Origin of the sequence: Cryobacterium sp. Hb1 (genome assembly GCF_004403585.1) — a bacterium.
Classification (GTDB): Bacteria; Actinomycetota; Actinomycetes; order Actinomycetales; family Microbacteriaceae; genus Cryobacterium; species Cryobacterium lyxosi.
Genome location: NZ_SOHI01000008.1, coordinates 200897 through 220834, shown reverse-complemented (window position 1 = coordinate 220834; position 19938 = coordinate 200897). Strand labels below are relative to the sequence as shown.

Annotated in this window: 18 protein-coding genes and 1 tRNA gene; 15 read left to right on the top strand and 4 right to left on the bottom strand. The window is 64.3% G+C overall.

The window, feature by feature from the left end; translation table 11 throughout:
• Positions 1–159: 159 nt before the first annotated feature.
• The 3 genes from E3T38_RS02930 (at position 160) to E3T38_RS02920 (ending at position 3406) form a co-directional block, all read left to right on the top strand.
• Positions 160–1446: a DUF445 domain-containing protein gene (locus E3T38_RS02930; RefSeq protein WP_134546061.1), complete on the top strand. Its 1287-nt coding sequence runs from the start codon at positions 160–162 to the stop codon at positions 1444–1446.
• A gap of 103 nt (positions 1447–1549) precedes the next feature.
• Positions 1550–2797: a GAF domain-containing protein gene (locus tag E3T38_RS02925; protein ID WP_166805399.1), complete on the top strand. Its 1248-nt coding sequence runs from the start codon at positions 1550–1552 to the stop codon at positions 2795–2797.
• Between the two features lie 90 nt (positions 2798–2887).
• Entirely contained in the window at positions 2888–3406 is a 519-nt protein-coding gene (locus E3T38_RS02920; protein ID WP_134546059.1) for a pyridoxal 5'-phosphate synthase, read from the top strand.
• Positions 3407–3522: 116 nt separating this feature from the next.
• Here the strand turns inward: E3T38_RS02920 and E3T38_RS02915 are convergent.
• Positions 3523–3595 (bottom strand) — tRNA-Lys (locus E3T38_RS02915).
• Between the two features lie 101 nt (positions 3596–3696).
• Here E3T38_RS02915 and E3T38_RS02910 point away from each other — a divergent pair.
• The 5 genes from E3T38_RS02910 (at position 3697) to E3T38_RS02890 (ending at position 8583) form a co-directional block, all read left to right on the top strand.
• The gene (locus E3T38_RS02910; protein ID WP_134546058.1) at positions 3697–4326 is read left to right on the top strand and encodes a DNA-directed RNA polymerase subunit beta; all 630 of its coding nucleotides are present in this window, start codon (positions 3697–3699) and stop codon (positions 4324–4326) included.
• 335 nt (positions 4327–4661) lie between these two features.
• On the top strand, positions 4662–5258 hold the full coding sequence (locus E3T38_RS02905) for a sigma-70 family RNA polymerase sigma factor (protein ID WP_134546415.1): 597 nt from the start codon (positions 4662–4664) through the stop codon (positions 5256–5258).
• Complete coding sequence (locus tag E3T38_RS02900) at positions 5255–6187, top strand: anti-sigma factor (RefSeq protein WP_134546057.1); 933 nt, start codon at positions 5255–5257, stop codon at positions 6185–6187. Before E3T38_RS02905 ends, E3T38_RS02900 begins: the two co-directional genes overlap by 4 nt.
• A gap of 74 nt (positions 6188–6261) precedes the next feature.
• Positions 6262–7149 (top strand): aminodeoxychorismate lyase, encoded by an 888-nt coding sequence (locus E3T38_RS02895; RefSeq protein ID WP_134546056.1) that lies wholly within the window; start codon positions 6262–6264, stop codon positions 7147–7149.
• A 123-nt stretch (positions 7150–7272) separates the two neighbouring features.
• Positions 7273–8583, top strand: a complete 1311-nt coding sequence (locus E3T38_RS02890; protein ID WP_134546054.1) for a UDP-glucose/GDP-mannose dehydrogenase family protein — start codon at positions 7273–7275, stop codon at positions 8581–8583.
• 213 nt (positions 8584–8796) lie between these two features.
• Here E3T38_RS02890 and E3T38_RS02885 read toward each other — a convergent pair whose 3' ends face one another.
• Together E3T38_RS02885 and E3T38_RS02880 are read right to left on the bottom strand one after the other, a co-directional pair.
• Complete coding sequence (locus E3T38_RS02885; protein WP_134546052.1) at positions 8797–9270, bottom strand: hypothetical protein; 474 nt, start codon at positions 9268–9270, stop codon at positions 8797–8799.
• A 94-nt stretch (positions 9271–9364) separates the two neighbouring features.
• On the bottom strand, positions 9365–9721 hold the full coding sequence (locus E3T38_RS02880; protein ID WP_134546051.1) for a zf-TFIIB domain-containing protein: 357 nt from the start codon (positions 9719–9721) through the stop codon (positions 9365–9367).
• Positions 9722–9933: 212 nt separating this feature from the next.
• Between E3T38_RS02880 and E3T38_RS02875 the strand changes: the two genes are divergently transcribed.
• Complete coding sequence (locus tag E3T38_RS02875) at positions 9934–12147, top strand: acyltransferase family protein (protein WP_134546049.1); 2214 nt, start codon at positions 9934–9936, stop codon at positions 12145–12147.
• A gap of 124 nt (positions 12148–12271) precedes the next feature.
• On the opposite strand, the gene E3T38_RS02870 is transcribed toward E3T38_RS02875, so the two are convergent.
• On the bottom strand, positions 12272–12895 hold the full coding sequence (locus tag E3T38_RS02870) for a flavin reductase family protein (RefSeq protein WP_134546047.1): 624 nt from the start codon (positions 12893–12895) through the stop codon (positions 12272–12274).
• 149 nt (positions 12896–13044) lie between these two features.
• Between E3T38_RS02870 and E3T38_RS02865 the strand changes: the two genes are divergently transcribed.
• The 6 genes from E3T38_RS02865 to E3T38_RS02840 all read left to right on the top strand — a co-directional run bounded on the left by E3T38_RS02865 (position 13045) and on the right by E3T38_RS02840 (position 19785).
• Positions 13045–13812 carry an HAD-IIB family hydrolase gene (locus tag E3T38_RS02865; protein ID WP_134546045.1) on the top strand — a complete coding sequence of 256 codons (768 nt, stop codon included), beginning with the start codon at positions 13045–13047 and terminating at the stop codon, positions 13810–13812.
• Positions 13813–14079: 267 nt separating this feature from the next.
• On the top strand, positions 14080–15135 hold the full coding sequence (locus E3T38_RS02860) for an acyltransferase family protein (protein WP_166805398.1): 1056 nt from the start codon (positions 14080–14082) through the stop codon (positions 15133–15135).
• Entirely contained in the window at positions 15132–16049 is a 918-nt protein-coding gene (locus tag E3T38_RS02855) for an alpha/beta hydrolase (RefSeq protein ID WP_134546041.1), read from the top strand. The genes E3T38_RS02860 and E3T38_RS02855 overlap by 4 nt, the downstream gene beginning before the upstream one ends.
• A 105-nt stretch (positions 16050–16154) precedes the next feature.
• On the top strand, positions 16155–17630 hold the full coding sequence (locus tag E3T38_RS02850) for a polysaccharide biosynthesis tyrosine autokinase (protein WP_134546040.1): 1476 nt from the start codon (positions 16155–16157) through the stop codon (positions 17628–17630).
• Between the two features lie 71 nt (positions 17631–17701).
• A complete protein-coding gene (locus E3T38_RS02845; RefSeq protein ID WP_198417285.1) occupies positions 17702–18688 on the top strand; it encodes a glycosyltransferase in 987 nt (328 codons plus the stop codon).
• Positions 18685–19785 (top strand): hypothetical protein, encoded by a 1101-nt coding sequence (locus E3T38_RS02840; protein ID WP_134546038.1) that lies wholly within the window; start codon positions 18685–18687, stop codon positions 19783–19785. The genes E3T38_RS02845 and E3T38_RS02840 overlap by 4 nt, the downstream gene beginning before the upstream one ends.
• Positions 19786–19938 lie beyond the last annotated feature (153 nt).

Below are 19938 nucleotides of genomic sequence, written 5' to 3'. Positions count from 1 at the left end.
CAGTTTCGCTACCGATGAGCACCGTTGCCACTGCAGTGCTCGTCGCCGTGGGCATGGTGCCAGTGCACAGCGTGCCCCCACGTCTCGCATTCGCACGCGTCCGGGCGGAACACGCATGAATGAGCACCACTCTGCCGCGCAATCGGGCAGGCTTACGTCATGGCGCAGAGCATATATACGGCACCCCCCGCCGAATCCCCGAACGACACCGCCCGCCGCACCGCGCTCACCCGCATGAAGCGCCTCGCGGCCGGCCTGCTCGCCCTCATGGCCATCATCTTCACCGTCTCGTTCGCCCTGCAAGAGCGCTACCCCTGGCTCGAATACGTGCGCGCCGCCGCCGAGGGCGGCATGGTCGGCGCCATCGCCGACTGGTTTGCCGTGACCGCCCTGTTTCGCTACCCGATGGGCCTGCGTATTCCGCATACCAACATCATCGCCAACCGCAAGGACGAGATCGGCGCGAGTCTCGGCGAGTTCGTCGAGACCAACTTTCTCTCCGAGGCCGTCGTCCGCGGCAAACTCGAATCGGTAGGACCAGCCCATCGCATCGGCGCCTGGCTCAGCGACGACATGAATGCTGCAAGGCTCACCGACGAGCTCGCGATCGCCGGCCAGGGCGTGCTCAACCTGCTCGGCGACAACGCCATCAAGAACCTCATCGAATCCGTCGCGCGCGAACACCTGATCCAACCAGAGTGGGGCCCGAGCCTCGGCCGGGTGGGGGAACGGCTGGTCACGAGCGGGCAGCAGCACGCGGCCGTCGATCTGCTGCTCGACCGCGCAGACGGCTGGCTGCGCGACCACCCCGAAGCGTTCGGTCGCGTCGTGTCGCAGCGATTGCCCACCTGGCTGCCCGGATTCGTCGACAAGCTCGTCGACGACAAGGCCTACCGTGAAGTATTGGCTTTTGTGGCGTCCGCCCGCCAAGACCGGCAGCATCCGGTGCGCAAGGCGCTGGACGACTACCTGGGCGAGGTCATGCATGACCTGCAATATGAGCCGGCCATGATCAACCGCGTCGAAAACCTCAAGGCCGAGGTTCTCGACAATGCCAAGCTGCGCGAATTTGCCGGCGACACCTGGCAGGCCATCAAAGCCTCCCTCACACAGGCCCTCGACGACCCGACGAGCGCGCTGCTGGTGGGCATCCGCTCGACTCTGCAGGATATCGGTAACCGCCTCACAGCGGATGCCGCGCTCGGCTCCCGTATCGACCGCTGGCTTGCCGACACCGCCAGTCATGTCATCTCCGCCTATCGCCACGAGATCGCCGGGGTGATCACGGAAACCGTGGAGCGCTGGCCCGCCCGAGAAACGGCCGAGAAGATCGAACTGCAGGTGGGCCGCGATCTGCAGTTCATTCGCATCAATGGAACCGTGGTCGGCGCTCTCGCCGGCCTGGCCATTTTCACGTTCGCGCACGCGGTGGCCGCGCTGTTTTGAGCTGGTAGCCCGAGAAGTAGCTGAAAATTACCCTCGGGGTATTTGGGCTTACCCCCCCATTCGGGGCAGAATAAGTCTTTCTGCTATTCCCGAAAGGCGCCAAATGCACGACCTGACCAGGTGGGCCGTCCGGCCGCTGATGCGCGTGTGGGCGGCAGTCGCCGAGCGTCAAGATCGCCACCTGCCCCGGCCCAGCGATGTCCCGCAGGCGCATGCTCCCGGAATCGACAGCGATCGGGTGCTCATTCTAGGCTGCGGACCGGCCGTCGGTTGGGGTGTGCTCAGTCACCAACTCGCGCTGCCCGGATCGCTTGCCCGGGAGCTGTCGGCGCTCACCGGCCGCGGAGTAGACATCGACCTCGTGGCCAGTCGCACCATGACAGCGGCGAACGCGCTCCCCGCGCTGAACGTGCAAAGGCTCAGCCGCTTCGACGCCGTCGTGCTGACAATTGGCGTCAATGAGGCTTTGACACTGGTGAGTCGTCGCGAATGGCGCACCCGACTCGGAAAACTGCTCACGGTGCTCCAACGAGAGACCTCGCAGAGTACCCACTTCTACATTCTTGGGATCGCGCCGATTCGGAGCATCGAGATCTTCAACCTCCCGCTCGGATTCATCGCCGATCATTCCGCAGCGGACCTCAACCGGGTCAGCGCGCAGCTGGCTGCTGGGGCACCGCGCACCACCTTTCTGCCCTTTTCACCCGCCGCCACGCTCACGCCCGACCGCCATCGCAGCCCAGCCGACTACCGGGACTGGGCCCTGCTGCTGGCCGGTGCCATGGCCGACACCCTCGACGCGGCACGCCTCGGCATCAATGAGGAACACATCGGTCAACGGCTAGCGGATGCTGCCAGTGCGGAACGCACCCGGCAGGCGGCCGTCGATAGCCTTGGTATTGTCGACACCCCGCCGGAGGCACGGTTCGATGAACTCGTCGCTCTGGCACAGCGATTGTTTGAAACCGAGTCGGCGGTGATCAGCGTCATCGACCACGATCGGCAGTGGCACAAGGCGAGGGTCGGAGTGGCAGCACCGGAGATTCCGCGCGCCGACTCGCTCTGTGCCTACACGATTGCCGGAGACGGACCCTTCGTGGTGGAAGACGCTCAAAAGGACCAGAGGTTCAGCCAGAACCCGCTCGTGCTCGGTGATTCGCTCATTCGCTTCTATGCCGGATTTCCGATCGAATCGCCGTCGGGGGAGCGCATCGGATCGCTGTGCGTCTTCGATCCGGCGCCGCGTTCGCTCGCCGAGGTTGACCAGGTGCTGTTGCGCGAACTTGCGCTGCTGGTGCAGCGCGAGTTGCGGATACCGCCGAGCGGGGGTCCGGCATACCCTCCGGCGTAATTGGTGGTGGTGCTCGAGGCGGTGCCAGCCAGGTAGATCACTCGCAGTGCTCTACCAGTCATTTTTCGCAGCTGCGGGTAAGCTCGCGGCGTGAGCGAATCCTTCAGTCAACGCCTCCGGGCCCTCCCGGATTTTCCGAACGATCTCCCGAAATTCGATCCAGCCACTGCACCGGCCGATTCCGTTGACCTGTTCCTCGAGTGGCTCGAAGCGGCGCTCGCGGATGGGGTATCGCAGCCGCACGCTTTCAGTCTCGCGACGACCACCACAAACGGTCAGGTATCCTCGCGCATGATGATTCTGAAGAACATCGACGAGGGAGCCTGGCACTTTGCCAGCACGGTAGGTTCCCGCAAAGGCCGGGAACTTACCGCAAACCCGCAAGCCGCCATGAATTTCTACTGGGCGAAATTTGGTCGCCAGGTGCGTGTCAGTGGCTCGGTCACCCTGCTTTCGGCCGAGGCATCCGCTCGCGACTGGGATGAGCGTCCCGGCGCCGACGGCCGTGACAACCCCGATTGGCAGCTTTTTGCCCTGCATCCCACGGAGGTGGAGTTTTGGCAGGCGAGCAGTGATCGCCACCACATTCGCCACCGGTACGTGCTGTAGAGCCGGGCTCACGACATTCGTTCGCCGGATCAGGCGTACTCGTGGTGGCTGACGAAGATGCGCACAGAATCTGAGGGATTCAGTGCGCATCTTCTGCGCAACCTGCGCGGTTAATGTGGGCCCCGTCGGGCTCGAACCGACGACCCAAGGATTAAAAGTCCTTTGCTCTACCAACTGAGCTAGAGGCCCGTAGGCTCTAATCTACCGTGGATTCACACTCAGCTTTTCTCGGTAGCGTCAAGGGCGACAAAAACACCACCCGATTACGCACTGAAACGAGGAGAACCGCCTTGGCCGACAACTTCCACAAGCCCACCTTGTTCTCCGCAAACAAATTCGAGGCCTTCCAGGGTGGTGACGATCCCGCCGCTATCAGCCGGGTCGCCCACGAGACCGCGCAGGCCCTGCTCAATCGCGTGCGCAGCGACCCCGACCCTGAGACGGTCGAGCGCCTCGTCGCCTACACCGATGAAAACGGCATCGACGCGGTCGCCGAGCTGTGGTCGCGGGCCGCTCCACGCAGCCTGCCGGGCGCGCTCTGGCGTATCTACCTCATCCGCATGCTGATTCGGCAGGACCCCGAAGGCTGTGCCTACCTCTATCAACGAGGAACGGATGCTGTCGCCACGATCGATCCGCTGGTCGCGGGCGCTGCCCTGCCCACCGGTCCCGCCGAGATCATGACTCTCGCGGACGAGATTCTGCGCGGACTATTCACCGGAGACTTCGCGGTGGCGCTGGATCGCGGGGCCGCGTATTGCCGGGTCACGGCGGTCGGGGCCACGAGCATCGCCGACGATCTCGAGCTGACCGAGCCGCACCGCTCCTCGGAGCTGACCACCCGCGCGCTGCGCTTCTCCAAGACCGCCGCCGAGTTCGCGGCCTGTGCGCGCCTCTGGCGCCGGGATTCCCTCGAGTAGTCCACGGCCGGGCTTCATCAGGTGGGCCGGGCGGGCGTTGCCACGGCGATGGCATTTTCCGTGTGCGCCCGCGGCGAACATTCGACGCCGACCGCTTCGTTCGAATACACTGGAATCTGGTCGGGCCGCAGTAATCCCGGGTTCCATTATTCGCCGCTTCGAGCGGCCTCGCGCCGAGAGGTGCTCTGCGGCCCGACCTTCTTAATCTTCCCTGCCCTGTGGACGACGCGCGGGCCCAGGTGCGAGCATTCTGTTTCGCTGAGTACTTGTCAGATCGACCAATCCGTTATCAACTTCGTACCGAACCCTAGTCATGGAACGGGATGAGACCTGACATGCTAGGTCTTATGACTGTTGATTCCGCCGGAGACCTCGCGCCGCCAGCCCCTGCCAGCAAGGAGGAGCTGCTTGTTCAAGTAGCCCTTGGCGATCAATCGGCCTTCGGAGAACTATATGACCAGATTGCCCCGCGGGTGCTTGGCCTGGTCAAGCGTCTGCTGGTCGACCACGCGCAGTCGGAAGAAGTGACCCAGGAGATTTTTCTGGAGATCTGGCAGTCGGCCGCACGGTATGAATCAACGCGTGGTGGTGCGAGCACCTGGATTCTCACCATGGCACACCGCCGAGCGGTTGATCGAATCCGCTCGTCACAGGCCGGACGTGACCGCGATACCAAAATTGGAATCCGTGACCTGGCCGTTGCCTACGATCACGTAGCCGAAACCGTTGAAGTACGAATCGAACATGAAAGGGTGGAGAAGGCGATGACCCGATTGACACAGCTGCAGCGTCAGGCTGTCAGCCTCGCGTACTACGGCGGGCTGAGTCACAGCGAGGTTGCCGATAAGCTCCAGATTCCCTTGGGCACCGTGAAAACACGGCTTCGCGACGGGCTGATCCGCCTGCGCGACGAGTTGGGCGTGGCATCATGAGCCGCCGTAATGAGCAGCACCCCGCCGATCTTGCCGGCGCTTACGCCTTGGACGCCCTCAACGCCGACGACATGGCTATTTTCGAAGCGCATCTCGCCGAATCCGAGGAGGCGCGCATCGAGGCTGCTGAGTTGAAGGACATCGCTGTGGCCCTTGGCCTCGCCGTGGCGCCCGTGCAGCCCTCGGCCGCCGTCAAGGCCAACCTCATGGCGATGCTCTCGTCAACGCCGCAGCTACCACCGCTGCCGGCATCGCGAGCCACTAGTCCCGCCGCAATGGACGCTGCCGCCTCCGATCCGGGAGCAACTCCAGCCGGTCCGCCGGCCGCGACGGCGACCCCGGGGACCGAAGGTGCTGCCTCAACTGGTGCTGCGACCACCGGCGCACCGCGACCGAGCCCTGACATCCATTTTGGCGACGCTTCCAGCACGCCGCGCCCATCGACGGCGACCGAGCGGGCCCAGACTCGCTGGTTCAAGCGTCCGGCGCAGTTCGTTCTGGCCATCGCAGCTGCGGTCGCCCTATTCGTGGGCGGTATATCCCTCGGGCAGGCGCTCAACAGCAACCAATTCGAGTCGCAGCAGGCGGCCAGTCTCGCGCAGATCAACGCGGCCAATGACTCTCAGCGCGCTGCGACCACCACCGTTGACGGTCAGGAAGTCACTCTGGTCTGGTCCAACACGCTCGGAATCTCCGCGCTGTTGGTCGACAACCTGCCCGCGCTGCCCGGTGACCAGGACTACCAGCTGTGGTACATGAACAATGGCGGTGCGACCTCCGCGGGAACCTTCGATTCCAGCGGCGACGGTACTGTCTGGCGCGTGCTCGATGGCACGATGCACACTGGCGATCAGGTGGGCGTCACCGTCGAACCCACCGGTGGCTCGGACCAGCCCACCGGCGACCCGATCGTCGCCCTCCAGAGCTAGCTGGCTCGGCATCCGCTCACCAGAGTGCGGAATGCCGAGCGTGCTCGGGCTGCTTGGCGAAGTAGGCTCGGGACATGAGACTGCCCTTCACTCTTTTGATCGACCCCGTGCCCGCTGACTCCCTACAGCAGGAATTCGACCTCACGTTCCACGAAATGGACTCGTCCGCCCCGGCGCTGCGCGTGGGGGAGCTCAGCACCCAGCGCGGCGACGGAATCTTCGAAACCCTCGCCGTCGTCAACGGCCACCCGCAAGAGGTTGAGCCGCACATCACCCGGTTGCGTAACTCCGCCCGCATCTGCGAGCTGCCGATGCCGAATGTGCAGCAGTGGCGCGCTGCGATCGCATACGCGGTCTCGCGCGTTCCGCAGCGGGGTGAAATCGCGCTCAGGTTCGTGCTCAGCCGCGGCGTCGAGCACGGTCCGGCACCGACAGCCTGGCTGCACGCGGTCGCCGCGGCGGACTTCAGTATCGTGCGGGCGAACGGCGTGCGTGTAATCACCCTCGACCGCGGCTATCCGCGTGGCGTCGCCGAGCGCGCCCCCTGGCTGCTGATGGGCGCGAAAACGCTCAGCTATGCGGTGAATATGGCGGCTATTCGCGAAGCGCGCCGTCGCGGCGCCGACGACACCATCTTTCTCACCACCGACGGCTTCGTCATGGAGGGCCCCACCTCGAGCGTCGTGCTGCGCTTGGGCGGCGAGTACGTCACGCCCGCGCCGAGCGGCGCCATTCTGCACGGCACCACGCAGCAGAGCATGTTCGACTACCTGCGCGCGCAGGGTGTGGCGGTACAGTATCGCGATGTCACCGTCGAGGAACTTCGCCAAGCGGATGCCGCCTGGCTCGTCTCCAGCGTGCGCCTGGCCGTATCCGTTGTCGCCCTCGACGGCGACCCGTTTCCGGCCGATCAGGCGTTCACGGATGCCCTGAACGCCTACCTGCTGGCACGCACGTCTTAGCGGTGATCGCCGCATCCGCTGGTGGGGGAGTGGCAGGAAAGGGTGCGGCATCCGTTTGTTGACTCCCTCGAATTGGGCCGACGGGCCGCGCCCAGTAGGCTCTGGGATGACCGAGAGGAATACATGAGAATTTCTGTCATTGGATGTGGCTACCTAGGCGCCGTGCACGCGTCGGCCATGGCCGAACTGGGGCACGATGTCGTCGGAATCGACGTCGACGCCGCGAAGATCGCCCAACTTGCCATCGGCAAGCCCCCCTTCTTCGAACCCGGACTTCCCGAGGTTCTCACGTCGGCTATGAACAGTGGCCGGCTGCGTTTCAGTACCGACATAGCGGATGCCGCTGGCTCGCAGGTGCACTTCATTGCCGTGGGTACTCCACAGAAACCCGGTGGTTACAGTGCCGACCTGCGCTACGTGGATGCCTCGATCGAATCGCTCCTTCCGCACCTGTCCGACGGCGATCTCGTCGTGGGCAAGAGCACGGTGCCGGTAGGAACCGCCGCGCGCCTCGCCGAGCTCATCGAAGCCGGTAGCGGCGCGTCGCTGGCGTGGAACCCCGAGTTTCTGCGCGAGGGATTCGCCGTGCAGGATACCATCAGCCCTGACCGGCTGGTCTACGGGGTCGCCCCCGGTTCACTGGGCGAGCACGCCACGGAGCTACTCAACGAGATCTACGCCACGGCGCTCGCCGCCGATACCCCCCTCGTCATAACCGACTACGCCACCGCCGAGCTCGTCAAGGTTGCCGCAAACGCGTTTCTCGCGACCAAGATCAGCTTCATCAATGCCATGGCCGAGATCGCCGAGGTCACCGGCGCCGATGTGACGCAGCTGGCGGATGCCATCGGCTACGACGGACGCATCGGTCGTCGCTTTTTGGGCGCCGGCGTCGGTTTCGGCGGCGGCTGCCTGCCGAAAGATATTCGTGCCTTCACCGCGCGCGCCGAAGAGTTAGGACGCGGTGAGTCCGTGGCCTTCCTCAAGGAGATCGACAAAATCAACCTGCGTCGCCGTCAACGTGTGGTCGATCTCACCGTTGGGGCGCTCGGCGACTCCGTCTACAACGCCAAAGTTGCGGTGCTCGGCCTGAGCTTCAAGCCACACTCCGACGACGTGCGAGACTCACCGGCGCTCGACGTGGCCGTGCAGTTGCGCGGCCTCGGGGCCGACGTCGTGGCGACCGACCCGCAGGCCATCGATAATTCGAGGGCGCGGCATCCGCAGTTGCAGTATTCCGAGTCTCTCGAAGACACCCTGCAAGGAGCCGACGCCGTCGTGCTCGTCACCGAGTGGCCCGAGTTTAGGCATCTTGACCCGGTGTGGGCCGGTTCGCTCGTGAAAACGAAGACGGTGATCGACGGCCGCAACGCCCTCGACCCTGCGGCCTGGCGCGCTGCCGGCTGGACCTACCACGGCCTCGGTCGCCCGTAGCCTGAAGTTCCGTCCTCGATGTGATGCGTTCTGGGCTCACGTTATGCACGTGGGCCCAGGCACTCCACGGTGCCGATCGCGGTTCTGCGCCCGGACCGTGGGGCGCCCCGCCCAGGCTCGTCCCAATGGATTTCGGGGAATGCTCCTCGCGGCCCTCAATCGGATGCCGCCCTTATTTACGGCCGCTGCCGGGAGCCCGGGTACTCGCGCCCGCTACGGTTTTGCGGCCCGTCGCCACGGCGGTATGGCGAAGAGCGCAATCTGGCTCACGAGAGCCACGACAGCGGCAAAGATAGCGCCAAGATGCACGTTGAGCGGGCTCCCCGCGTACATGGTGACTCCGACGAAGAGCAAGGCCAGGGCCAGAACCGCCAGCGACACCCAATTCTGCCTACGCATGCCTATCAGAACCAGCGCCGCCGGAACGACGTACAGCATGATGCTCGCAACATTCATGGCGTTGACCATATCCACCAGGGGCCCAAGGGGCATCCCGTCGAAAATGGTCCGATAAAACATGGCGGCACAATGGAAAGCCAGACCGACAACGCCGCACACGAGCAGAACGGTGTCGACTACCGACAGTCTGACCGCGAGCCTGGCCAGCGGGAGCTGGGGCGCCACTAGCCGCGCCAGAAAAATGAGAGCGGATGCCCCGGCAAGCGTGAACGCAAATGCTGAGGTCATGCCGCGCCAACCACGGTCGCCGAGCCGTGTGCATATGGTTGAGCACTGGATCGAACATCACTCCATGCCATGACTAACTCCGAGTCTTTATGGTTTAGCCGAAAAGGTCTCCGAGCCAGCTTTCCTTCTTCTTCGGGCGATAACCATCCCGATGGTCGCGGTCACGATCCCGGTCATACCCGCGGTCACGGTCGTTGTCGCGCTCGCCATACTGTGGAGCCCGCGTGCGAGCATCCGGATACTGCTGTTGCGGGGGAACAGCGACAATCACCGGTGCCGCGTTGGCAGCCGGCGCTGGTGCCATCGCTGCGAATTCTTTTTCAGCACGATCAATAATCTTGTCGAGCTCACCGCGGTCGAGCCAGACTCCGCGGCATTCGGGGCAGTAGTCAATTTCTACACCGCTACGTTCGCTCATCACGAGGGTGGCGGAATCGGTTGGGCACTTCATAGGAGTCCTCCAGGATGTCATCGGTCTTCAACCCTAAGCAGTGAACACCGGCTGTTGCTGAGAGCCTAGGGGAGCGCGGGAGTGCTTAGCGGTTGAGTAAAACTACGGCGGCGGGTTTGCCTCGGTAGCTGAGATTACGTCATAATCTCAGAGCGTGCCCGAAGGCCGGGCCGAACACGTACCAGTTCCGAAACCCGAGTCGGAGGCTATACATGTCCGTTCAGTCCACCATGGGGCGGCGCGAGCGCGCACCCGACCGCCCCTCTGGCGGCAAATCCGCCACCCGCACCTTCCGCGGCGACATCGAAGGCCTGCGCGCGGTCGCCGTGGTCGTGGTCATTTTCGACCACCTGCTCGGCTGGCCATCCGGCGGATTCGTCGGTGTCGACATCTTTTTCGTGATCTCCGGCTTTCTGATCACCAGCCTTCTGCTCAAGGAACATGCACGCACCGGCCGCATCTCCCTGGTCGATTTCTATCGCCGGCGCATCCGGCGCATCCTGCCTGTCTCAGTGCTCGTACTGGTCGTCACCGTGGCGGTCGGATTCCTGCTGCTTCCGAGCGCCCGGGCTCTCGGCACCCTGTGGGATGGAATCTACTCGGCACTGTTTGTGGCCAATTGGCACTTCGCCGCAGTCGGCACCGACTACTTGCAGGCCACCAACGCCGTCTCCCCCCTGCAGCACTATTGGTCGCTCGCGGTAGAAGAACAGTTCTACTTCGTCTGGCCGTTCCTGCTCATCGTCATCTTCGCCCTCGCTGGCCGTCGAACGCTGAGCGCCCGGGCCCTCATCACGCTCGTCGCTGCGACCACCGGCGTCATCACCCTCGCCTTTCTGGCCTGGAGTTTTTTCGAAACCTCGACTAGCCCGGCCATCGCCTACTTCTCGACCGGAGCCCGCGCCTGGGAGCTCGGAATCGGCGCATTCGTGGCCGCCGCCGCGCCCGGCTTAGCGAAGCTACCTCTTCGGGTGCGCCCTGCGATCGCCTGGCTCGGCCTCGCCCTCATCGTCGCCAGCCTCGTGCTGATCAGCCGCGATTCACCGTTTCCGGCGCCCTGGGGCCTGCTGCCTGTTGCGGGAGCTGCCCTTGTGATCGCCGCAGGCATCGGGCAGCCCGAGCAACAGCTGTTGTTCCCCCTGACCAACCCCGTTAGTCGCTACGTCGGCAAGATCTCCTACTCCCTCTATCTGTGGCACTTTCCGGTCGTGATTTTGCTTGCCACCGTGCTGGCCACCGATTCCCCGCTCTACCTGCCGCTCGCCGCCCTGCTCATGGTCGCCCTCTCGGTGTTCACCTTTCACTACGTTGAAAACCCCATACGTCACTCACTCTGGCTCGAAAACTCCGTCACCCGAAAGCGAGAACAGATGCGCCGTCCGATCCCCCAGAATCGCACCGGGATCACCCCGGTCCAGGCCTGGATCGGTGCCCTCGTGGTTGTTGCTCTCGTTCTCGTCTCGGTTTCGTTCATTGCTCTGCGGGGAGGGACGCCGTCCAGCCCGTCCGTGAACCCAGCCCCGGTCGGCGCGGGAGCTGACCTGGGAGTGGAGACGGCCACCGAACCAGCCACCCTACTGGCCACCCGGCAGGCCACCATCGCCGCGGCCCTTGCCGCAACGGCCTGGCCCGAGACCACCCCGGCGTTCGACGCGCTCGGCGACAACTCCGGCGCCCCGGAATGGGTCGACGACAACTGTCTCTCGGTCAGCGAGAAGAACGCCGCCGACTGTATTTACGGCGACCCGGCGGCGGCCAAAACTGCGGTGCTGCTCGGCGATTCCATGGCGATCAGCTACATGCCCGCCATTCGCTCCGCCCTCGAACCGCTCGGCTACAACGTGCGATCTCTGACCATGTTCTCCTGCCCGGGTGTGAACATTTCGGTGGCGCCCAAGAACGCCTCCGACGCCTCGGCCGCCACCTGCGACGACCATCACGCCTGGGTCTACGCCGAGGTCGCTCGACTCTCACCCGACCTCGTCATCATGTCGAGCCTGGCTGGATCCATCGTGCGCCTCGCCAGCGGCAACGAAGGCGCTGAAGCTCTCGCCGAGTGGCAGACCGCGACCGCCGACACGCTCACGGCGTTGCAGGGGTCGACCGACCGTGTCGCTGTGCTCTCACCGCCGCCGGCCAGCACCCCGTTCGCCGAATGCAAGACCCTCACGAGCGCCCCCGCCGACTGTGCCTACAGCCCGTCGAGGCTGTACCAGAAGGTCGTGGCCAGCGAGCAGGGCGCGATCGAGCAATTCGGTGACTTCGCCCAGTACGTGAACGTTGTACCGTGGCTCTGCATCGGCGACAGCTGCCCGGCCTTCATCGCCGACACGCCGGTGTTCTTCGACGGCCAGCACTTCGTGCGTGAGGCGAGCGCCCAGCTCGGTCCGCTGCTCGCCGAGGCACTGTTTCCGCCGGCCGCCTAGCAGGCGGGAACGGCGCATCCGCTTGCCGCGGCGCTGGCCGTGGCCACGCCCGGTTGGGGTATCGGCTCCAATAACCGGCGCAGCGGCCAGTTGCCGGGCGCGATCATCCGCTCGGGCGGAATGATCAGCGCTCTTTCGGCCGAAATTCGCGCGGCCAATCACTCGCGCGGATCCGCCGGATCGCCTTGACCTCGCCGATGGTTCCCCACTCGTCGAGGCCGAGGCGGGACAACGGGCGCAGCTTCTCAATGAGCGGATGCTCTCCGTCCAGCACCGTCGACGACACCGCGATGTGCGTGACCTCGCCAAACACGAGCGTGCAATCGCCCAGCTCCAGCGTGGAATGCAGGCGGCACTCGATCGCCGCCGGGGACTCGGCCACCCGCATGGAGGCCACGGTCACACTCGGCTCCCGGGTGAGCCCGGCGCGGTCGAATTCGCTCTCCGCCGGCCCAAAGTCAGTGCCGGTCGCGTTGACCTCTTCGAACAGCGACTCCGGCGTGAAATTCACCACGAAATCTCCGGTCGCCAAAATATTGCGCACGGTGTCCTTGACGCCCACCGAGGTGAACTGAACGATGGCCGGCGTAACGGATGCCACGGTGAAGAATGAATGTGGCGCGAGGTTGTCGACACCTGCCGCCGACCGGCTCGACACCCATGCGATTGGCCGCGGCACGACGAGCGAGTTCAACAGGCGGTAGAAATCAAGACGCGGCAGATTCCCGGGGTCAAAGTCAGTTCGCACCGTTTCAGACTAACAATTCGTGTCGCCCTTCGGGCCAGCACCGCAGCCGCTATCGCGACGAGCGCGCATCCGCCGACGCGACCACACCGAATTCGCCATCCATACGCCAAGCACAAAGTTGCGGCTGCCCGCGCCGATAGAGTGGTTTGATGCCTATTCTTCCCCGCCTGGTGGCCTTCGACCTCGACGATACGCTCGCGCCGTCCAAGTCCGCGCTCGACCCGATCATGATCGACCTGCTCGTCAAGCTGCTCGGCGTCACCGAGGTCTGCGTCATCTCCGGCGGCCAGTTCGGGCAATTTCAGGCGCAGATCATCGACAATCTGCCTGAGATCAGTCCGGAGAAACTCGCCCGGCTGCACCTCATGCCGACCTGCGGCACCCAGTACTACCGCAGTGATTCGCAGGGCTGGAGCCAGGTGTACGCAGAGAACCTCAGTGAGGACCAGAAAACTCGCGCACTCGAAGCCGTTGAGCAGACCGCTCGCGACCTCGGCTTCTGGGAAAGCGACACCTGGGGCCCCATTCTCGAAGATCGCGGCTCACAGATCACTTTCTCCGCGCTCGGCCAGGCGGCACCGATCGCCTCCAAAATCGCCTGGGACCCGGCCGGTGAGAAGAAGAATGTGCTTCGGAGCGCCGTGCAGGCCCTGTTGCCTGACCTCGAGGTGCGCTCGGGCGGGTCGACCTCCGTCGACATCACCCGGCAGGGCATCGACAAGGCCTACGGAATGAAACGACTGGCCACCCTGACCGGTGTCGACCTCGAGGACATGCTGTTCGTCGGCGACCGCCTCGACGAGAACGGCAATGACTACCCGGTCAAGGTTCTCGGCGTCGAATGCATCGCCGTCGAGGGCTGGCCCGATACCGCGGCCCTGCTCACGGACCTGATTCCCCGCTACGTCGCCGTCTGACCGCTGGGCCCCTGCCCCTGCCCCTGCGCATAACTCCTGCAATTTGGGACGAGAGCAGTAACAGCCGCATAATTCCGGGGTGTTTGTCGTGGCCACCGTGAAATTGCAGGAGTTATGCGCGGCTAAGCCGATTTTTCACTCTTTCATCAGCAGCACTGGAACATCCGCCGATAAGCAGTCCACCGTCAACGTCGGTAGAGGCGCGCTGGCGCCCCTAAAAAACCAGCGGCGATATCATCCTGAGTTTTTCTCGTGTACATTTCGCTTGTGAAAGAGATACAGACCGAGAACCGCGAGTGGATCAACTTCGCCAAGGGCGCGGCGATTATTCTCGTCGTGCTCTACCACTCGTCGTTGTTCCTCAACGACCTCGGCCTGGCCGGCAGCACCCCACGGTTGCGGCTCGTGCTGGGCTTCTTTCCCATGCCGGTGTTCTTCTTCATCGCTGGACTCACCGCGCGGCGTATGCTCACGTGGAACCTGAAAGACCTCTGGCGTCGGCGCTTGCTCGTGCTCGTGTATTTGTACCTGCTCTGGTCTGTCATCCGGGTCGCGTTCTACCTCGTCGTGCCGCATCTGCGCGGCACCGAGCGGTCCCCGACCGACCTGCTCAACATCGTCCTGCTGCCGGTTTGGCCCACCAGCAGCTACTGGTTCATCTGGGCGCTGGCCATTTTCACCCTGCTCGCCTGGCTTCTGCGGAAGCTACCGATCAGGGTGCAGCTCCTTCTCGCGGGCGTCGTCGCAGCGCTGGCGACAACGCCGGGAGTGCTCGACCTCGACAACGTCGGCTGGGACCGTGTCGCCGCTAATTTTATTTTCTTCATCACCGCCGTCTACTTTCCCCACGTCATTTATCGCCTGGCTGCCCGCGTGCGCGTCTGGCACGCGGCTGTGCTTGTCGCTGCCTATCTCGGCCTCGCCGTACTGATCGTGCCGTTGCATCTCTCCCGTGTTCCGGGGCTGATTTTGCTCGAAAGCGTGGTGGCCGTCGCGATGGGCGTCACCCTTGCCACACTGCTGGTTCGAGTGCGATGGTTGAAATTTATGAGCACGCTCGGCCAATACAGCTTTCAAATCTATCTAGTGCACCTGTTTCTCGTGGCCGGCGCTCTCGCACTTCTGGCACCGTTTGCAGAAGCCTCCTGGCTCGAACGCGCCGGGAATGCCCTGCCGTTCCTGCTCGCCGCCATCGTGCTCGCCGCCTCGCTCTACCTCGCCAAGCTCCTGCGCCGGTTCTCGTTCCTCTGGGTTAGTCCGTTCCGCAAACGCCAGACCACGTCAGTTTCTCGTCGGGCCCCTTTAAACCGTGACCTGCTGTGAAAAAATCCCGTCCGTTCGCGGCATGCGTTGGGCTGCTCGTTGTCGGTCTTGTGCTGAGCGGATGCGCCGCCGCCCCCACCAGGCCGGATGCGCGCGCGCATAGCGACTCGGTCGTGGTGCAGAACGACCTGCAGTACGGCACCGCTCTGGGTCAGAAGCTGCTGCTGAACGCCTGCCTGCCCAAGAGTAAGACAGCACCCAGGGCGGCTATGATCCTCATTCACGGCGGAGGCTTCGACAGTGGTACCAAAGACTTCGGCGGCATGAAAGCGCTCTGCTCGGAGCTGGCCGACGGTGGCATCGCCGCCTTTTCGGTGGACTACCGCCTGGCGCCCAAATTTGCCTACCCGGCACAGGTGAACGATGTCACCGAAGCGCTCACCTGGCTGCGGGAACCAGCCCAGATCGCGCACTTCGGCATCGACCCCGAACGCATCGGACTGTTTGGAAGCTCTGCCGGTGCGATCATCGCTTCCTCGATCGGCACCAATGGCTCCGGCAGCTTGGCCGGCGATGATCGGGTTGCGGCGGTCGTGGCGATGTCGCCGGCGGTTGATCTCACCGAGCAGGGGCTGCTGCTTGGCGACCCTTCGACACCGGCGATCGCTTCCATTTTGCAATACCTCGGCTGCTCTGATTTCGCTGACTGTGCCAATGCCAGCGCGGCGTCGCCGTTGTACGCCGTCGACAAGACCGACCCGCCGTTTTATATCGCTATTTCACAAAAGGAACTGGTTCCCCTTGAACAGGGGAAGGCCATGGCGTCAGCGCTGAAAGCGGTCGGCGTATCCGTCACCCTCGACGTGAAACCCGGCAAAAAACACGGGTTGGAGCTCCTCAACGAGGCCACACGAGCGAGCATTCGTCAGTTTCTGGTCGATAATTTAGTTAACTCCACAAGACGAACTGATTAAATCCTCAATACCGGCGGTCCAAAAGTGAGGATTTTTATGCCAACATAGGATCTTGTCGTCGTGCACCCGAAGCACGACGCATCAATCACGCGGGAAGAAGCGCCCATGGAACTGAAGCGACTGGTTCGAATACTCCGAAAGCGATGGATTCTCATCGTTGCTTTCATCCTGCTCGGCGTGGTCGGTGGAGCAGCAGCCGCCCTGCTCACTCCCGTGCAGTACCAGGCTTCCACCCGTGTATTCGTCGCCGCGCAGATTCAAAACGGGTCAACTCCCGGCGATCTCGTACAGGGCAATAACTTCGTCGTGCAAAAGCTGCCGTACTACCTCGACGTCGCCACGAGCCCCCGCGTGCTCGACCCGGTGATCGCGAGCCTCGGCCTCGATGAGAGCGCGGTGAACCTAGCCGAGCGGGTCACGGCCACAGCCCAGCCCGGCTCGGCCGTTATCGAACTCAGAGCTCTCGCCTCCACGGCAAGTGCCGCGCAGCAGCTCGCGGAGGCCGTCTCGAAGAGTTTCACCGACGTTGTCATCAATCAGCTGGAAAAGCCCGCCGATGGCGGTGCGAGCCCGGTCACAGTCGGCGTGCTCAACCCGGCGGTCGCCCCCGACAATCCCGCGGTGCCTCAGCTCTACCTCAACCTCGCCGTCGGACTGCTCATCGGGCTGCTGGTCGGACTGGTCACCGCGTTCATCCTCGGCCTGTTTGACCGCCGCATCTACAACCGCGACGACATCGAGCGGCTGACCGTCGTTCCCGTACTCGGAGGCATCCCGCTCGAAGCTCGTGCCAACCCGATCATCTCGCCAGACGGTGCGTCCACCGCCCGCGCCGAGGCATTTCGGGTGCTGCGCACCAACCTCGAGTTCGCCGATGCCGACGCCGGCCGCCGCAGCCTCGTCGTGACCTCCTCCGTGTCGGGCGAGGGAAAGACCACCACGCTCGTGAATCTCGCCATCGTGCTGGCCGAGAGCGGCGCAACGGTCGCCGTCATCGACGCCGACCTGCGCACGCCCCGGCTGGCCGACTACCTCGGGCTCGACGCCGAGCACGGACTGACCGACGTGCTCCTCGGCGACGTGCAACTCAAGGAATCTCTGCAATCGTGGGGCGCGCAGCATCCGCTTACAGTGCTGTCGTCGGGCAAGATTCCCACTAATCCGAGCGAACTGCTCGGATCGACAGCCATGGGTACGGTACTCGATGTGCTGAGCAGCAGCTACGACTATGTGCTCCTCGACGCCCCGCCGGTGCTTGCTGTGACGGACGCAGCCGTGCTCAGTCGCTGGACCGGCGGCACCATTCTGGTCGTCGGCGCCAACCGGGTGCGGGAGCCCGAACTGCTGGCTGCCTTCGACGCCCTCGAAGCTGTCGGCACAACGCCCGTCGGCGTCGTGCTGGCCATGGTTCCCACCCGTGGTCCCGATGCGCTCGTGCGTGACGGAGGCTTCATGGCCTCTTCCCGCCCGGCGCCCCGACCCACATCAGCCACCGGCTCGGACACGAACGACTCGGGTCGTTCGACCCCGTCCGACAGCGAGGCTGCGACAGCAGTCAGCCCCACCCGCGTCACCTGGTAGGTCCAGAGTTCCATTGCGTTTGGCGCGCGTTCGAAGCAGTTCTGCGAGAGCTATACCCGAAAGGAGACTCAGTGTCCGTGCACTCGTCTTACCCGATCGATTCGTCGCCCTCCCCGCAACGAAAGCTCCTGCTCGTCGCTTCCACGGGCGGGCACCTGGCCCAGCTGGTGCGGCTGGCCCCGGGGCTCGGTGCCTCGCCCAGCTCGCTTTGGGTCACCTTTGATTCCGTGCAGAGCCGGTCGCTGCTGGCCGGCCAACGGCGTATCCACGTGCCGTACGTGCGTCCCCGCGATTACCTCGGCATGATGCGCGCGGCCAGCATCGTGCGCCGGGTACTCAGGCACGAAACTTTCGAGGGTGCAGTGAGTACCGGCGCCGGTCTCGCCGTTGCGGCGCTGCCGCAGGCCGCAATCAGCGGCGTGCCGAGCCTGTACATCGAGAGCGTCTCCCGTGTCGAGGGGCCATCGCTCAGCGGGCGCATGCTCGCCGCCAGCCACCTGGTCAGCGTGCGCACCCAGCATCCAGCCTGGGCTACCAGCCGCTGGCGGACGCACCCGAGCGTGCTGTCCACCTACCATTCGTTGATCAGGCCCGCGCCGGAACGGCCCAGTCTGTTCGTCACACTCGGCACCATCGAGGGGTACCGTTTCGATTCCCTCGTCGACGCCGTTCTCGGGAGTGGCCTGGCCGATGAGCGCACCGTCTGGCAGCTCGGTTTCACCACCGACCGCACCGACCTTCCCGGCCGGGTACACCAGATGATGCCGACCGCGCAGTTCGTCGATGCTGCTGTGAACTCCGACGTCGTAATCACCCACGCCGGTGTCGGTACCTTCATGGGGCTGCTCGAACTGGGTATTTTCCCCGTGATCGTGACCCGTCGCAAGCACCGCGGCGAACACGTTGATGACCACCAGATGCAGATCGCAGAGCTGGCTGAGTACCTGGGCGTCGCTCGAGCCGTTGACTCGCCCGACCTGACGGCCGACGTCATCCGCTTCGCTGCCGGTCGTGCCATCGACACCGGTGTGCGCATCCCGCTGCCCAGCGACCGATGAGTCAGGTGGCTCCGGCCGAGCGGATGCTGCGCCAAATTTTTGTCCCCGCCCGCGGGCAATATGACAACATCGGCGACATTTTGCTGCGTCGCCAACTGCTCGACTGGTTACGGGGGAGTGGTCCGCTGCACGTCTATGTCGGCAAGGCACCCGACGGGTATGCCAGGGGGCTCGGCCTCACGCCGGGCGACGTGCAATATCGCTCGTTTCGACGCTGGTACGCGGCGGCGCTTCGCAGCGCGGCCCACGGCCAAGCGTCGTACGTATTCAAACCCGGCGAGATTCAACTGACCCTGGTGGGCATGAAAGAGCACCTCGCCATGCTGCCGGTGCTTGCACTTGTTCGTGCCCGACACGGCCGCGTCGCCCGGGTCGGTGTGGGCAGCCGAAACTTCGCGCCGCTGCCGCGTGCGCTGATGGGACCCTCGATCGCGCTGTCGAACCTGTCGTTGTGGCGGGATGCAGCAACGGCCGGGTATCTCGGGCGGGGCAATGTCATGCCCGACCTTGCCTTTGCTAGTCGCGGCAGTGGTGTCGATTCGGTCGATATAGCGTGCCGCGACCTTCTCGTCGTCTCGATGCGCTCCGACCTCGACTACCCGAGCGCCGCCTGGCTTTCCGCTGTGCGCGCAGTCGCTGCCGACCACGGCCTGCAGATCTGGTGCGTCACCCAGGTCTTGCGCGATGATACGAGGTGCAGTCAACTCGCGGCCGATCTCGGAGGCGAGGCGCTGCGCTGGAACGGCACCGGCCATGACGAGCAGGAACAGCGTCTGCGTGCGGTCTATCGGCGGGCCGCGCTTGCCGTGAGCGATCGTTTGCACGTGCTGGTTGGCGCCCTCACGGAGGGGGCGGTTCCGGCCGCGCTCCTCGTTGACGCGAAGTCAGACAAGATTGCGCGGCATTTTGCCGCCGCCGGCCTGCACGACGTGAGCATTGTCAGTGCGGGTTTGACCGCCGCCGAGATTACTGAACGGCTGCAGAACCTACTCGGCCGCCGTACGGCTATCCTGGCCGGCCTGGCCGAGGCGCAGGAGGAATTACACAACGTGCGCCGTCTGCTGGATCGGGTGCTGACCAGCGAGACCGCGCGGTGAGCCTCGCCGACGCGGGTGATACCGAGCCGATCGAGACACAACCGATCACCATCGTGCCGCCATCGACCACACCAAGCCCGCCTCTCGTTCCGATTGTCCAGGTTGTCCCGATTGTCCAAGTTGTCCCCCTTGTCCCGATTGTCCCGATTGTCC